Genomic DNA, 13,634 nt, shown 5'->3' on the forward strand with positions numbered 1-13,634 from the left:
CGCACTCTTTAGGAGGAATACGAATGAAGCTTATCGTCAGCACTGCGGCGGCTCTCCTGCTGGCCGGCCAGGCGTTCGCTGGCGCCCTCGTCTTCGAGGCGCCGGCCGAGGAAGAGATCATCGTCGCCGAGCCCGAGCCCGTTGGTGGCTTCAACGCCGCCTGGCTGATCCCGGTGATCGGTCTCGCCGCGGTCGCGTACGCGATCTCGAACGACGACTCCTGATTTGCGAGGGAGGCCCGCCTGACGGCGGGCCGGGCCGGCGCCCCCCAAGTGTGGCGCCGGCGCCCCCAGCAGGGTGCGACCAAAGGCGGCGCCATGCGTCGCCTTTGGTCATTCAGGCATGGCGCTCCAGCGCGATTCGAATTGTCCGGGAGCGCGAATCGCTCGTCGAGCGAGCGCCAGCCGGAATCTCCATCCGACCGCCTGCCAGCACCTGAAACTGCCGCAAGTAGCGATGGGCGACCGGAAATCTGGCGCGCACGACTCCGCGGCAGCGCGTGATCCTACGAGTCGGGCCTCAGCTCCGGCGGCCGGTGAACGGCACGAGGATCTCGAGGTCGATGATGCCCTGTTGCGGGCCGACCCATTGCAGACTGCGCCACACCTGACCGGAGCCGACATCGGCGAAGTGCAGATTCTCGAACGTGCCGTAGTCGCCCGTGCAGGTCTCCGTCACCAGCACGCCCCGGTGGCGCTGCTCGACGACGACCATCTCCTGCACGGCCCCGAACTCGAAGCGGCAGTCATAGACCTCCACCCGTCCCTGCGGCGTGAAGTTCGGGAAGATGTAGGTGCGCTTGACCCCGGCGGGCCACTGGCCGGGCGGAATCGGCGTCACCAGCGGATCGGGCCGGCTCGACGCCGCCGACAGAAGATCCCAGCCCACGCCGCGCACGCCGGTGATGTAGGCGCCGAGCAGGGTGAAGTTCTGCCGCAGCACCGAGGAATAGGTGATGTAGCCGCCGTTCTCGCTCGCCGCAAAGAGCAGCGTCCGGCTCGGATGGTCGAGAAGGCCGACCCGGATCGCCGCAACGTCGGCGCGGGTCAGCGCCTCCCGCGTGACCGGCGTGCGGGTCTTCGGCTGATCCGGGGCGCGTTCGCCGGGCAGGATCTCATCGACCGCCGCGTCGACGATCGGGTTGACCTGCCCGTTCGAGCAGGCCGCCAGCGCCGCGAGGAGGACGGGGGCGAGGAGGCGTCTCATTGCCAGAACGACCCCCAGGCGCGTCCGAGCCGGCCTTTGTCGAAGTCGCGGATGATCGGGTAGAGCGCGTTCGAGGTTTCCAGCTGGGCGCCGCCGTCGCGCGAGACCGAGGTAAGCGAGATCGAGTTGTTCGACCGCGTCTCGAACGGCACGGTCCAGCGGAACGGCACCTCGACGAACACGCCCTTGTCGAAGCTGCCCTCGCCGAAGTCGGACTCGGTGACGTCCGTCAGCGTGAAGTAGCCGCCGACGGCCCAGCCGTTCGGGAAGCGCCGCTGCACGGTGAGCGTGCCGCCCCAGTCGCCGGCAAGATAGCGCCCGGCGTCGACCTGCGCCTCAAGCCCGTAGTAGCCGGTATCCCAGTAAAGCGAGGCGTGCCCCGTCACCACGTCGTAGTCGTAGTAGTCGAAGCCGAACGGATCGTCGAAGTTGCGCTGCGCCACCCAGTTGATGTCGGCGCCGAGACCCCAGCTCTGGTCGACCGGCTTCCACAGGATTTCCGCCCCGACACCGCCGAACATGCGTTCGAGCAGGCCGGCCGATGTGCGCCCGTAGGTGCTCTCGTTGATCTTGAAGAGGTAGTCGACGCTCAACTGCGCGATTTTCGGCGCGTAGTCGGCGTAGTAACGCGGCGAATCGCTCCGCACCGGGTGGAGGTTCGATTCCGACGGCCCCGGGTCGTTCGGGATGTTGATCGCCGGCTGGCTGATGTTCGCGGTGACAGACAGGCCGGGCCGCAGGATGACCTGCGTTTCGAGGTCGATGTTTAGCCCGAGCCGGATCGGGTCTCCGGGCGTGAGCAGCGTCAGGAACGGCGCCGGAACGATGCTCCAGATGAAATCCGGATAGGCGGGCCGATACCAGGCGCCCGCCGGCAGCGCGGGCGTCGCGCCGGCGATTTCGACGCTCTCCCAGCTTTCCTCGCCGGCGTTGGGCCGGTCCACCTCGGCTTCGAAGTCGCGCCGGTCGATCGTGATCGTCGAGGTGCGCAGCCCGTCTTCCATCGGCGTGATGCGGAAGGTCTGCACCGAGGCCGGCATCCCGGCCTGGAGCACGCGCGCCGTGCGGCCGATCGCCTTGGGGTTCTGCTGGAAGCGCACATTGTCGATCGCGACCTCGACGCCGCGCCCGTCCGGATCGGCGTAGAAGCCCTCGAGCTGCATGCCCTCGGCCTTGAGGATCTCCGCGAGCGCCGTGGCCAGCTTGTCGATCGAGGCCGGGTTGCGCGCCCACCCCGTGCCATCGGGCGCGTCCACCGGCACGGGATTGACCGGCAGCGGCCCGGTGCCGAGATCTGGCGGCACCAGCGGCCGCTTGGGGTTGGCGCTGAGCGCGAGGTTCACGCCGACGGTCGTGCCGTACATGTAGTAGGCGCCGAGCGTGATCCCCTCGCGGATGGTGTATTCCGCGCCGACGTTCACCTGGCTCTCCGGGTGGAACGTGTTGGACGGGCTCTTCTGCTCGCGCTTGTAGTCGTCCGAGGAGTACTCGACCTTGAAGGTCAGCCCATCGATCGGCGTCCGCCACTCCGCGCCGCCAAAGAGCGCGACGTTCTGCCCGGTGAAGAATGTGTCCCAGCTGAGCTTGCCGCCCTCGCCGAAGTCGTTCTCGCGGTCGCACATCGAGTCGGAGACCTGGCAGAACGGGTTGGCGATCCCGTTGACCCGGCTGAGCCGTCCCCAGCCGAGGCCGAGCGTCAGCACGAAGTCGCCCGCCCGCTCCGTCGGAACCGTCTTGGTCGCGACCAGGTACTCGCTCGAATACACCCCCGTCCCGAGGAAGTCCCGGAACCCGAGCGCGATGTCCGGCATCCACCAGCGCCAGTCGCCCTCGCGCCACAACGTGAACTGCACGTCGAAGCTGCGATCGAACAGGTCGTAGCTCGGGTCGTAGACCCCGGTGTCCTCGTCGCGCTGGCCCCAGTTGTCGATCGTCGCGTAGCGCACCGCGCCGGAGACCCGGGGCAGGATCTGGAAACTGAAGTTCCGCCGCTGCGTCTCGCCGAAATAGCTGTAGCTGAGCGTCACCTGCGCGTCGGGCTGGTCCTGCGCGCTCGGCATGTCGATGAGACCGGTCATGCCGTAGAGGTTGACGCTCGGCCGGCCCACCACCGGGCCACGCTCCTGCCCGCCCGCGGCTCCCGCGACAGCCATCGCCGTCGCCGCCACGAGCATCAGCGTCGAAACCCCTGCGCCGCCGCGCGGCCTTGCCATTCGCCCTGCCCACGTTTCCCGGAGCGCTTCGGCTCCTCCGATTTGGCCAATGTCTAGGCGCCCTGCTCGGGGATGGCCAGCGCAGAAAGTCCCGGACGGCGGATTTCCAGCCAATGTTGCGCCGGCGCCCGTCATCCTCCGGCGGCGAGGACGGCCCGGAGCCCGGCGCGATAGTCCGGATGGCGCAGCGCCACGCCCAGCGTCTCGCGCAGCCGGCGGTTGCAGACGCGCTTCGACTCGCTCCAGAAGCTCCGCGCCATTGGCCCGAGTTCGGCCGCCTCGAAGGCGATCTCCGGCGGAGGATCCATCCCGAGGAGCCCGGCGGCGAACATGAGCACGTCCTGCGGCGCGGCTGGCTCGTCGTCCGCGAGGTTCCACGCCTCGCCCGGCCGCGGCGTAGCCATCGAGGCCGCCAGCGCCTGGGCGATGTCATCGACGTGAATGCGACTGAACACCTGCCCGGGCTTGATCACGCGCTGCGCCCGCCCCGCGCGCAGGCGGTCGAACACGCTCCGGCCCGGGCCGTAGATCCCCGCGAGCCGGAACACCTCGACCGGCAGGCCCGTCTCCGCCCAAGCTCGCTCCGCCGCAACCCGCCAGCGCCCCCGCTCGCTGACGGGCGCGAGCGGGCCGGTCTCGTCGACCCAGTCCCCCCGCCGGTCGCCGTAGACCCCGGTCGTCGACAGGTAGCCGACCCAGTCCGGCCCCCGCCGCCGCAGCTGCCCGCCAAGTCTGGCGAGGACGGGATCGCCGAGCGCATCCGGGGGGGCCGAGACGAGCACGTGGCTCGCGACGGCAACGGCCGCCTCCAGCGCCGCCGGATCGCCCCAGTCGACGGGCTCGACGCCCTGCGCCCGCAGCTCCGCCGCCCGGGCCGTCGTGCGGATGGTGCCGATCCTCCGCCAGCCCGGCCCGAGGCTTGCGGCCAGCGCCGCCGCCGAGTAGCCATGGCCAAGCGTCAGGAGCACGGGTCGGGTCACGCGGGGCCTCCCATCTCGCCTCCGCCCGCCGTCTTGGGGATCGCGTCCGCGATGCACAGAGCCTTCCTCGCCCTTCTCGTTCTGGCCGCCCCTGCGACCGCCGAGATCCGCGACGCCGCCGGCTGCAAGGCCGCCATCGCCGCCAGCCCGGAAACCGCGCGCGAGGAGGCTTCGATCTGGAAGCGCCTCGGCGGCGGCACCGAGGCGGAGCTGTGCGAGGCCGCGGCGCTCGAGGCGATGCAGGCCTACGGCTCCGCGGCGCTGATCCTCACCAACCTCGCCGAGAACAAGCGCCGCCTGCTCGCCCCGGCGCTTAGGGTCGCCATCTACGAGGACGCCGCCCGGCTGTGGCTCAACGACGCTCGCCCGGACCTCACGCTCGCCATCCTCGACAATCTCGACCGCGTCGCGCCGCCGCGCACCGAGGCGCGCCTGATCCTGCGCGCCCGCGCCCAGGCGGCCGAGGGCGATCACGCCGGCGCCGCCGCGACGCTCGCGGCCGCCGAGCCCGGCGACGCCGAGGCGAAGGCGTTGCGCGCCGCGGCGCTGCGCCTCGGAGGCGATCCGCAGGCGGCCCGCGCCGAGGCGGAAGCGGCGCTGGCGCTCGCCCCGGACCTGCCGGCGGGCCTGTTCGAGGCGGGAGCCGCCGCCGCCGAGACCGGCGACGCCGCCGCCGCCGAGGCGCTCTGGCTGCGCCTCATCGCGGCTCACCCGGACCACCCGCTTGCGACCGATGCGCGTCGCAATCTCGCGGCGGACGGCTGAGCCGCGCCGCCGCCCATTCGGCCGCGTCGCGCACCACCGGATCGGGATCGGCCTTCAGCCGCTCGGCCGCGGGCAGGAGCGCCGGGTCGCCGGAATTGCCGATGGCGTAGAGCACGTTGCGCACGAAGCGGTTTCGCCCGATCCGCTTGATCGGCGAGCCGGCGAACACCTCGCGAAACCCCGCGTCGTCGAGCGCGGCGAGATCGGCGAGGCGCGGCGCGGCCAGCTCCGCACGCGCCAGATAGACCGCCTCCGATGCCGCCCGCGCGAACTTGTTCCACGGGCAGACGGCGAGGCAGTCGTCGCAGCCATAGATCCGGTTGCCGAGCAGCTCGCGCAGGGCCGGATCGACCGGCCCGTCGTGCTCGATCGTCAGGTAGGAGATGCAGCGCCGGGCGTCGAGCCGGAAGGGCGCCGGGAACGCCCCGGTCGGGCAGATGTCGAGGCAGGCCCGGCACGAGCCGCAATGTCCGCGCTCCGCCGCGTCCGGCGGCAGGTCCAGGGTGGTGAAGATCGCCCCGAGGAAGAACCAGCTCCCGAGCTCGCGCGACACGAGGTTGGTGTGCTTTCCCTGCCAGCCGAGCCCGGCCGCCTGCGCCAGCGGCTTCTCCATCACCGGCGCGGTGTCGACGAAGACCTTGATCTCGGCGCCCGTCTCCGCGACCAGCCAGCGGCCCAGCCGCTTCAGCCGGCGCTTCACTACGTCGTGGTAGTCCGCGCCGCGGGCATAGACGCTGATCGTTCCGCGGCCGCGCCGCGCCAGCGCCACAAGCGGATCCTCCTCGGGCGTGTAGACCTCCGCCAGCATGACGACCGAGCGCGCCGCCGGCCAGAGCGCCGCCGGATCCCCCCGCCACGCGGCCCGTTCGGCGAGCCAGCCCATCCGCCCGTGCATTCCGGCGTCGAGAAAGGCCCCGAGCCGTCCCGCCGCCTCGGGAATCGCCCGAGGCGAGCAGAACCCCGCCGCTGCGAACCCTTCGGCGCGGGCGCGTTCCCTGATCCGCAAGGCGAGATCTCCGCCCTCCACCGCCGCCTCCCGACGCGCTTCCCGGGCAAAACGGAGCCCCATCGCGCCGCTCCTCCCCCCTTCAGAAGTCGAGATCGGCGTAGTGGGCGGGCGGGGTGAAGCCCGGGACGAGGTCGGCCAGGATCGAGCGGAACGCCGGCCGCGACTTGATCTTGGCATACCAGTCCTGCAACCCGGAACTGCGCGACCAGTCGACATCGCCGACATAGTCGAGGCAGGAGAGCTGCGCCGCCGCGGCGAAGTCGGCGATCGTCATCTGGTTGCCGGCGAGCCAGCGGCGATGCTCCATCAGCCAGCCGATATAGTCGAGGTGGTAGCGGATGCTCTTCAGCCCGGCCTTGATCTTCTCGCTCTCGGGATAGCCCGATTTCGCCAGCTTCTTGTTCACCCGCTCGTAGAGCAGGTTCGCCGTCACCTCGCGGTGGAACTTGTCGTCGAACCACGCGGCGAGGCGGCGCGCCTCCGCCCGCGCCGCGGGATCCTTGGGCAGAAGCGGCGGCTCGGGCTGGGTCTCCTCGATGTACTCGAAGATCGCCCCGGAATCGGAAAGCGTCAGGTCGTCGATCTGAAGCACCGGCACCTGCCCGGCGGGATTGAGCCGCAGGAAGTCCATCCTCCGCTCCCAGGGCCGCTCCTCGCGCAACTCGACCTCTATGCCCTTCTCGGCGAGGACGAGGCGGATCTTGCGGCAGAACGGGGACAGGGTCTGGTGGTAGAGACGGCGCATTCGCGGCCCTTCGGTCTTTGTGTCGCTCGGTCCGCCCTTGTCCGCCTTTGCGCCGCCCAGATCAACCTCGGCCTGCCGCCGCGGGCGGCGATCTGCCGCCCGGGCGCGCGTTCAGTTCCGCTCGAAGGGCAGGGTCTGGCCGTCTTCCTGCAACACGAAGTCGAATCCGGAGACGACCCCGTCCCCGTTCACCCGGAACTGGGCGAAGCCCACCGGCAGCGGGCCGAGGTTGGCGGCGATCGCCCCGAACCGCCCTTCGGGAACGATGGTGACGGTGAAGGCGTCGCCGTTCCACGGTGCGAGCGCGAGCCGCGCCCCCGTGCCGGAGACGAGGAGCGTCAGCTCCTCGCCCTCGACCGACAGCTCCACCGCCCCGAGCGAGGGGTTGAAGTAGGAGCCGGCGAGGCCGGCGGCGGCGGGCGACGGCGATGGATTCTCCGGCCGGGTGAAGACCTTGTCGAGGCGGGCGGCCGCCGCCTTCGCCGCCGCGAGCTTCGCCGCCGCGTGGTCGACCTCCGGATTGCCGAGCAGCCGGTCGAACGTCCACTCGCCGATGGCGTCCGGCAGGCCGACGTTCTGGAGGTTGGTCAGCACGATCACCGCAACGTCATGGGCGGCCAGGAGACCGATATAGGCGCCATAACCGGTGGTCCCGCCGTTGTGCCAGGTGATCAGGCCGTTCGGCGTCGATTGCTGCAACCAGCCCATCGCGTAGCCTGCGGTCGGCGCCATGCCGATGCGGGGGATCTTCGTCACGGCGAGGTTCTCTTCCGAGACGATGCGCGTGCCGTCGTGCATTCCGCCCGAGAGCTGGAGTCGCACCCAGGGCACGAGGTCGTTGACCGTGGAGTTGATCGCGCCGGCGCCCTGGAAGGCGTACGGGAAGAGCGGCGTGAACGGAACCTCGACCGAGCCCTCGGGCGTGTAGCGGTGCCCGATCGTGGCGTTCTCCGCTGCTTCGATCGCTTCCTCCGTCAGCGAGGTGCGGGTCATTCCGAGCGGCTCGACGATCTCGGTGGTCACCACCGAGGCCCAGTCCGGGGCGCCCATGGCCTCGGCGACGATGTCGCCGGCGAGCATGTGAGTGACGTTGGTGTAGGCGAAGGTGGTGCGGAAACTCGAGACCGGCTCGACGTTGCGCATGGCGTGGACCATCCCCTCGGGCGGGACGCCGAGGAAGCCGAGCGCGTCGTTCGCCGCCGGCGGCATGCCAGAACGCTGCGCGAGGAGATCGAGCACACGGAACTCCTGGGTCACCCAGGGGTCCTTCATCTGGAAGCCCGGCTCGTAGCGATCGACGACGCGGTCGTCCCAGGCGAGCCGGCCCTCGTCGACGGCGATGGCGATCGTCGTGGCGAGGAAGGCCTTGGTGGTCGAGCCGATCTGGAAGATCGTGTCGGTGTCCACGGCCGCGCCGCCCTTGCTCGCCGTGCCGAAGCCCTGGCTCCAGACCAGCCGGTCGCCGCTGACGATCCCCATTGCAACGCCCGGCGCGTCGAACTCCGCCATCCCCTTCTCGATATAGGCCTCGAGATCCGGCACGAGCGCCTCGATGGCGGCGTCCATCGCCGCGTCGGCGCGGGCAGGACCGGCGAACGTCACCGCCGCCGTCAGCAGCGCCGCCGCCGAGACGGCGCGCCCGACGCCCGGCCGCCAATGCTGGATTTCCATCTCTTTCTCCCTGTTTGCGCCGGCGGGATGTTCCATGCCCGGGGGCCTTCTGGCAACGGCGGCGTGGCGGCCTTGCGGGAACGGGCGGCCCGCGCAATGATCGGCGCCTTGCGGCCCTGCGCGGAGGCGTCGCCCATGGATCCCGTCACGCTGCTTTACTACGCCGCCGTCTGTGGCCTGCTCGGCATGGCGGGTCCCTTCCTCGGCGGCCACGCCGGCCGCTTCGTGGCCGGCGTGCTCGTCGGCCTCGCGGCCGCCGCCGCGCTGCCGCCCTTGCGCGGGGCGCTCGGTCTCTGACGCCTTCGACGCGCGCGCCGGGTTCCGCCGGTGTTGTCCCCCACGCCGCCGCCCTTGGCCTTCCCGGCCGTCCGATGCTCCCGCAGCCGAGCATAGACGGCCCCGACGCGGCCTCGCGCGGAGAGCGACGGACTTTCCCGGAATTTCCGCCGCCTTCCGCCGGCGCAATACAGCGGGCCTTCGCTTGCATCGGAGGGGGTTTTGCGACACATAACCGGGCGCGCGGGGACCAAGCGACCGAACCCGCGCACGGGAGCACGGACATGGCGGATGGCGGACTGGACCTGGCGGCGGTGCCGACGCGCGAGCTCGACGTCCGCGAGACCTTCGGCATCGACGTCGACCTCAAGGTCAAGGCCTTCGCGGAGCCGACCGACCGCGTGCCGGACGTCGACCCGACCTATCGTTTCGACCGCGACACCACGCTCGCCATCCTCGCGGGCTTCGCCCACAACCGGCGGGTGATGATCCAGGGCTATCACGGCACCGGCAAGTCCACCCATATCGAGCAGGTGGCCGCCCGGCTGAACTGGCCCTGCGTCCGGGTGAACCTCGACAGCCACATCAGCCGCATCGACCTGATCGGCAAGGACGCCATCCGCCTCAAGGAGGGCGTCCAGGTCACCGAGTTCCAGGAGGGCATCCTGCCCTGGGCGCTCAGGAATCCCGTGGCGATCTGCTTCGACGAGTACGACGCCGGCCGGCCGGACGTGATGTTCGTCATCCAGCGGGTGCTCGAGGTCGACGGCAAGCTGACGCTCCTCGACCAGAACAAGGTGATCCGCCCGCATCCCTACTTCCGGCTGTTCTCCACGGCGAACACGGTAGGGCTCGGCGACACGACCGGGCTCTATCACGGCACCCAGCAGATCAACCAGGGCCAGATGGACCGCTGGTCGATGGTGGTCACCCTCAACTACCTCGCCCACGACGCCGAAGGCGACATCGTGCTGGCCAAGTATCCGGGCTACGACACGCCCGAGGGCCGCAAGACCGTCAGCCGCATGGTCACGGTCGCCGACCTGACCCGCGCCGCCTTCATGAACGGCGATCTTTCGACGGTGATGAGCCCGCGCACCGTGCTCGCCTGGGCCGAGAACGCCCGCATCTTCGGCGACGTCGGATTCGCCTTTCGGCTCACTTTCCTCAACAAGTGCGACGAACTCGAGCGCCAGACAGTGGCCGAGTTCTACCAGCGCTGCTTCGACAAGGAGCTTCCCGAGAGCGCGGTGAGCGTCAGCTTGGGTTGAAATCCGCGCCGGTTTGCTTTGCCCCGAGCGCGGCCTACGTCCGCAGGGGGCCGCTTGCTCGAGGGAGAATGACCATGGGACTGTGGGATTTTGTCAAGAATGCCGGCAAGGCGCTTGGCATAGGCGATGCCGAGGCCGCCGAGGCGCCGCCGACCCCCGAGGCGCTGAAGAAGGAGGTCGGCGATCTCCGCCTCAAGGCGGACGGGCTCCAGGTCACAGTCGATGGCGACACGGTCAAGGTGACCGGCAAGGCGGCCAGCGCCGAGGAACGCGAGAAGCTGATCCTCGCCGTCGGCAACGTCGCGGGCGTCGCCAGGGTCGAGGACGCCATCGAGACGCCGGAGCCGGCGCCCGAGCCGGTGTTCCACACCGTCGTCAAGGGCGACACGCTGTGGAAGATCGCCGAGAAGACCCTCGGCAAGGGCGCGCGCTACACCGAGATCTTCGAGGCGAACCGCCCGATGCTGAGCGATCCGGACAAGATCTACCCGGGTCAGGTCCTGCGCATTCCGGCGAAGTAGGGTCCCCGGGGGCCCGCCGTGACGGAGATCCGCGCGGCGCTCGTCGGCGAAGCCCCCCTCATCCGCGCGCTGATGAAGGGCGAGCGGCTGAATCCGGTGGGCGTCGACTGGCGGAACTTCCTCGTGGCCGAGGACGCCGGCGCGGTCATCGGGATCGTGCAGCTCCGGCCGGCCGGGGTCGGCGCGGTCGAGATCGGGTCGCTGGTGGTCCGTGCGGACAGGCGAAGGGGCGGGCTGGGGCGGTTGCTGGTCGATGCGGCGGTGGCGGCGGCGGGGTCGCGGCGTGCGCTCATCGTCACCGCCTTCGCGCGCGCCCGCTTCTACGAGGCCTGGGGCTTCTCTCCGATCCCGGCGCGCGCGGCGCCCTGGCCGGTGCGACTGAACCTGCTGCTGGGCCAGGCTGGCGGTCTGGTCGCGCTCGCGCGCGGGATGCGCCCGCGCCGGCTCGTCGTGCTCGACCGGCCGCCGGGGGTTTGAGCGTCTCATACCGGCGGGCTCATGAAACGACTCGCGGACCTTTTTTTGACCTTTGTGGCTTTTATCGTGTGTACTCAGGTAGTTATCCTATCTATCACGCGTGTTAGCCCGTGTTGCGCCGGGTAGCATGGTAGACTCGCGGGTATCATATCATCCGGGTCGCGCGGCCGGCGAAAGCACCGTCGGGCGCGTCCTCGCGCATCCGGTCCGGCCCGCTCCGCGATTCTCGCACCCGGATCGGAGGTTAGTCTCCAGGGTCCGCCCTTTGCATTCTACGACCCGATCGGACTATGACTCCGTGAAGTGAACATCCCCCGGAGGGCGATCATGGACGAGGACAAGGACTACAAGGCGATCATCGCGGGCATCTCGGCCTATACCCACCAGTTGCGCCAGACCGCCCCCGACGTGATGAAGGCCTTCGGGGCGATGGCGAAGTCGGCGACCGCCAGCGGCGTCGTCGACCACAAGACCAAGGAACTGATCGCGCTCGCCATCGGGGTGACGCAACGATGCGACGGCTGCATCGGCTTTCACTGCAAGGCGCTGGTCGAGGCCGGCGCGACCCGCGAGGAGGTCATCGAGACGCTCGGCATGTGCGTCTACATGGGCGGCGGGCCGGCGCTGATGTATGCGGCCGACGCGCTGCGGGCCTTCGACCAGTTCGTGCAGGCGCGGGCGACTGCCTGACGCCGCAGGGTCGGCTTGCGCGGCGGCGGGAAACCGGGCAGAGGGCCGGCATGGTCGCGCGCTGGACACGTCGCCTCGTGAGGAGGGCCTGGCGGGCGCTGCGGCTTGCGGCGCTTGTCTTCGTGCTGGCGGCGGTCGGGATGACGCTGGTCTATCGGTTCGTGCCCCCGCCGGTCACCTGGCTGATGATCGGGGAATGGCTGCGGCTCGGGTCGATCGAGCGCGACTGGGTCCCCCTTTCGGCGATGGCCGAGGTCGTGCCGCTGAGCGCGGCCGCGGCGGAGGACGCCAATTTCTGCCTGCACCGGGGCTTCGACCTCGACGGCATCCGCGCCGCCTTCGCCGATTCCGACCGGCTGCGCGGCGGTTCGTCGATCAGTCAGCAGGTCGCCAAGAACGTCTTCCTCTGGCCGGACCGGACCTGGCTGCGCAAGGGGCTGGAGGCCGGATTCACCTTGCTGATCGAGGTCTTCTGGCCGAAGCGGCGGATCATGGAGGTCTATCTCAACGTCGCCGAGTTCGACGAGGGCGTGTTCGGCGTCGAGGCGGCGGCGCGGCGCTACTGGGGGATCGGGGCGGGCGAGCTCGGGCCGCAGCGCGCGGCGCGGCTGATGGCGGTGCTGCCCGATCCCAAGCGCCGCTCTCCGGTTTCGGGCACCAGCTTCATCGCCAGCCGCGGCCGGGCGATCCAGTCCGGGGCCGCGACGATCCGGCAGGACGGCCGCGCGGACTGTTTTCTGTGATACGGTTTCCGCCTGAAGACTTCGGCGTCAAGGGTTTACGGCGGATCCTTCGATGCACGCTCCATGCACAACGTATGCACAACGCATATGTCAGGCAAAAGAGTCGGGATTGAATCGTTAGTGCAGGCGCGAGGCATTCAGGCGGGGGCCCGTATGACATCGCCCCGCGCGTGGGGCGCAAGCCTGGTCCGCTACACTGCGAACCCCGCACGTTCCTCGACCAGAGCTGCCGAGGCTGCGATGACCTGCTCGACGCTGGTCTCGGTTAGCCATGATGACGCAACGATCGCCCGCGCCTTGTCATCGAACATCCGTCCCGCCTGGCCTCGAAGCTCGGGCGCGACGAACAATGGCAGGATCCGGCGGGCATAGCTGTCCGCGTCCTTGGTCAGAATGCCGGCCAGCCCTTCCATCACCCGATAGAGCAGGTTCTTTCCGCCGAAGAGGTTGCCTCGAATGTCGGTCTTCACGAAGCCGGGGTTCAATCCGAAGGTGTCGAATTGCGGATAGCGGCGCGCGGCATCGAGCACCAGCGCCTCGTTTCCTGCGACCGTGTTCATGTGCGCCCTCATGCGGCCGTAGTTCCTGTCCGAGTTGAGGTCGTCGATCACCGCCTTCTGCCCCGAGCCGGGGAAGCCCATGACGAAGACGCGCGGGCGGCGGTTGTCGCTGCCCATCCGGCCCGCCATGCCGCGCAGGATCACAAGGCGGCTGAGATAGCTGATCGCGAGATCACGCTCGATCCCCTCGGCCGTTGCCTCGCGCTTCGGGCCTGCCATGATGCCGGTGGTGAAGACAACGAGATCATAGGTTTCGGCGGGTAGCGTCTCGCCGATCCGGCGGGCCTCGGTCATCAGGCTCAGGTCGGCGGACACGAAGTCGATGCCCGTCACGTCCGGGTCGCGGAACTTCCGCCCGACGATGGTGACTGAAGCGCCCTTGGCGGCAACGGCGCGGGCAAAGGCGCGGCCGATGCCTCCGGTGCCGCCGATGATGGCGACACGCCGGCCGGTGAAGTCGAGGTTGGCCGGGACCGAGTAGGTAAAGCTCTTGTCGCGCTTCATCGT

Annotated in this window: 15 protein-coding genes; 8 read left to right on the forward strand and 7 right to left on the reverse strand. The window is 69.8% G+C overall.

What is annotated here, in order from left to right; all coding sequences use genetic code 11:
• The first annotated feature begins 23 nt into the window (after nt 1-23).
• Complete coding sequence (locus tag KBA23_RS00215) at nt 24-224, forward strand: hypothetical protein (RefSeq protein ID WP_290735116.1); 201 nt, start codon at nt 24-26, stop codon at nt 222-224.
• 295 nt (nt 225-519) lie between these two features.
• Here the strand turns inward: KBA23_RS00215 and KBA23_RS00220 are convergent, their stop codons facing one another.
• The 3 genes from KBA23_RS00220 to KBA23_RS00230 all read right to left on the reverse strand — a co-directional run bounded on the left by KBA23_RS00220 (nt 520) and on the right by KBA23_RS00230 (nt 4,399).
• Nucleotides 520-1,206: a YjbF family lipoprotein gene (locus KBA23_RS00220; protein WP_290735119.1), complete on the reverse strand. Its 687-nt coding sequence runs from the start codon at nt 1,204-1,206 to the stop codon at nt 520-522.
• A complete protein-coding gene (locus KBA23_RS00225) occupies nt 1,203-3,419 on the reverse strand; it encodes a YjbH domain-containing protein (protein WP_290735122.1) in 2,217 nt (738 codons plus the stop codon). Before KBA23_RS00225 ends, KBA23_RS00220 begins: the two co-directional genes overlap by 4 nt.
• Before the next feature lie 131 nt (nt 3,420-3,550).
• Complete coding sequence (locus tag KBA23_RS00230) at nt 3,551-4,399, reverse strand: SDR family oxidoreductase (RefSeq protein ID WP_290735126.1); 849 nt, start codon at nt 4,397-4,399, stop codon at nt 3,551-3,553.
• A 51-nt stretch (nt 4,400-4,450) separates the two neighbouring features.
• Between KBA23_RS00230 and KBA23_RS00235 the strand changes: the two genes are divergently transcribed.
• Nucleotides 4,451-5,164 carry a hypothetical protein gene (locus KBA23_RS00235; RefSeq protein WP_290735129.1) on the forward strand — a complete coding sequence of 238 codons (714 nt, stop codon included), beginning with the start codon at nt 4,451-4,453 and terminating at the stop codon, nt 5,162-5,164.
• Here the strand turns inward: KBA23_RS00235 and queG are convergent.
• From queG to KBA23_RS00250, 3 genes are all read right to left on the reverse strand, one after another.
• Nucleotides 5,097-6,233 carry a tRNA epoxyqueuosine(34) reductase QueG gene (gene queG / locus KBA23_RS00240; protein WP_290735133.1) on the reverse strand — a complete coding sequence of 379 codons (1,137 nt, stop codon included), beginning with the start codon at nt 6,231-6,233 and terminating at the stop codon, nt 5,097-5,099. The genes KBA23_RS00235 and queG overlap by 68 nt on opposite strands.
• A gap of 19 nt (nt 6,234-6,252) precedes the next feature.
• On the reverse strand, nt 6,253-6,918 hold the full coding sequence (locus KBA23_RS00245) for a glutathione S-transferase family protein (RefSeq protein ID WP_290735136.1): 666 nt from the start codon (nt 6,916-6,918) through the stop codon (nt 6,253-6,255).
• Nucleotides 6,919-7,029: 111 nt separating this feature from the next.
• On the reverse strand, nt 7,030-8,589 hold the full coding sequence (locus KBA23_RS00250) for a serine hydrolase (protein WP_290735139.1): 1,560 nt from the start codon (nt 8,587-8,589) through the stop codon (nt 7,030-7,032).
• 135 nt (nt 8,590-8,724) lie between these two features.
• Here KBA23_RS00250 and KBA23_RS00255 point away from each other — a divergent pair, with 135 nt between their 5' ends.
• From KBA23_RS00255 to mtgA, 6 genes are all read left to right on the forward strand, one after another.
• Entirely contained in the window at nt 8,725-8,886 is a 162-nt protein-coding gene (locus KBA23_RS00255) for a hypothetical protein (RefSeq protein WP_290735141.1), read from the forward strand.
• Between the two features lie 263 nt (nt 8,887-9,149).
• The gene (gene cobS, locus KBA23_RS00260; RefSeq protein ID WP_290735143.1) at nt 9,150-10,136 is read left to right on the forward strand and encodes a cobaltochelatase subunit CobS; all 987 of its coding nucleotides are present in this window, start codon (nt 9,150-9,152) and stop codon (nt 10,134-10,136) included.
• A gap of 74 nt (nt 10,137-10,210) precedes the next feature.
• The gene (lysM, locus tag KBA23_RS00265) at nt 10,211-10,657 is read left to right on the forward strand and encodes a peptidoglycan-binding protein LysM (protein ID WP_290735216.1); all 447 of its coding nucleotides are present in this window, start codon (nt 10,211-10,213) and stop codon (nt 10,655-10,657) included.
• A gap of 18 nt (nt 10,658-10,675) precedes the next feature.
• On the forward strand, nt 10,676-11,134 hold the full coding sequence (locus KBA23_RS00270) for a GNAT family N-acetyltransferase (RefSeq protein WP_290735146.1): 459 nt from the start codon (nt 10,676-10,678) through the stop codon (nt 11,132-11,134).
• 327 nt (nt 11,135-11,461) lie between these two features.
• Nucleotides 11,462-11,824, forward strand: coding sequence for a carboxymuconolactone decarboxylase family protein (locus KBA23_RS00275; RefSeq protein ID WP_290735150.1), 363 nt, complete (start codon nt 11,462-11,464; stop codon nt 11,822-11,824).
• Nucleotides 11,825-11,901: 77 nt separating this feature from the next.
• A complete protein-coding gene (gene mtgA, locus KBA23_RS00280; RefSeq protein WP_290735153.1) occupies nt 11,902-12,567 on the forward strand; it encodes a monofunctional biosynthetic peptidoglycan transglycosylase in 666 nt (221 codons plus the stop codon).
• A 191-nt stretch (nt 12,568-12,758) separates the two neighbouring features.
• Here the strand turns inward: mtgA and KBA23_RS00285 are convergent, their stop codons facing one another.
• Nucleotides 12,759-13,631, reverse strand: a complete 873-nt coding sequence (locus KBA23_RS00285) for an SDR family NAD(P)-dependent oxidoreductase (protein ID WP_290735156.1) — start codon at nt 13,629-13,631, stop codon at nt 12,759-12,761.
• Nucleotides 13,632-13,634 lie beyond the last annotated feature (3 nt).

It is taken from the genome of Amaricoccus sp. (genome assembly GCF_017995835.1).
In the GTDB taxonomy this organism is placed as follows: domain Bacteria; phylum Pseudomonadota; class Alphaproteobacteria; order Rhodobacterales; family Rhodobacteraceae; genus Amaricoccus.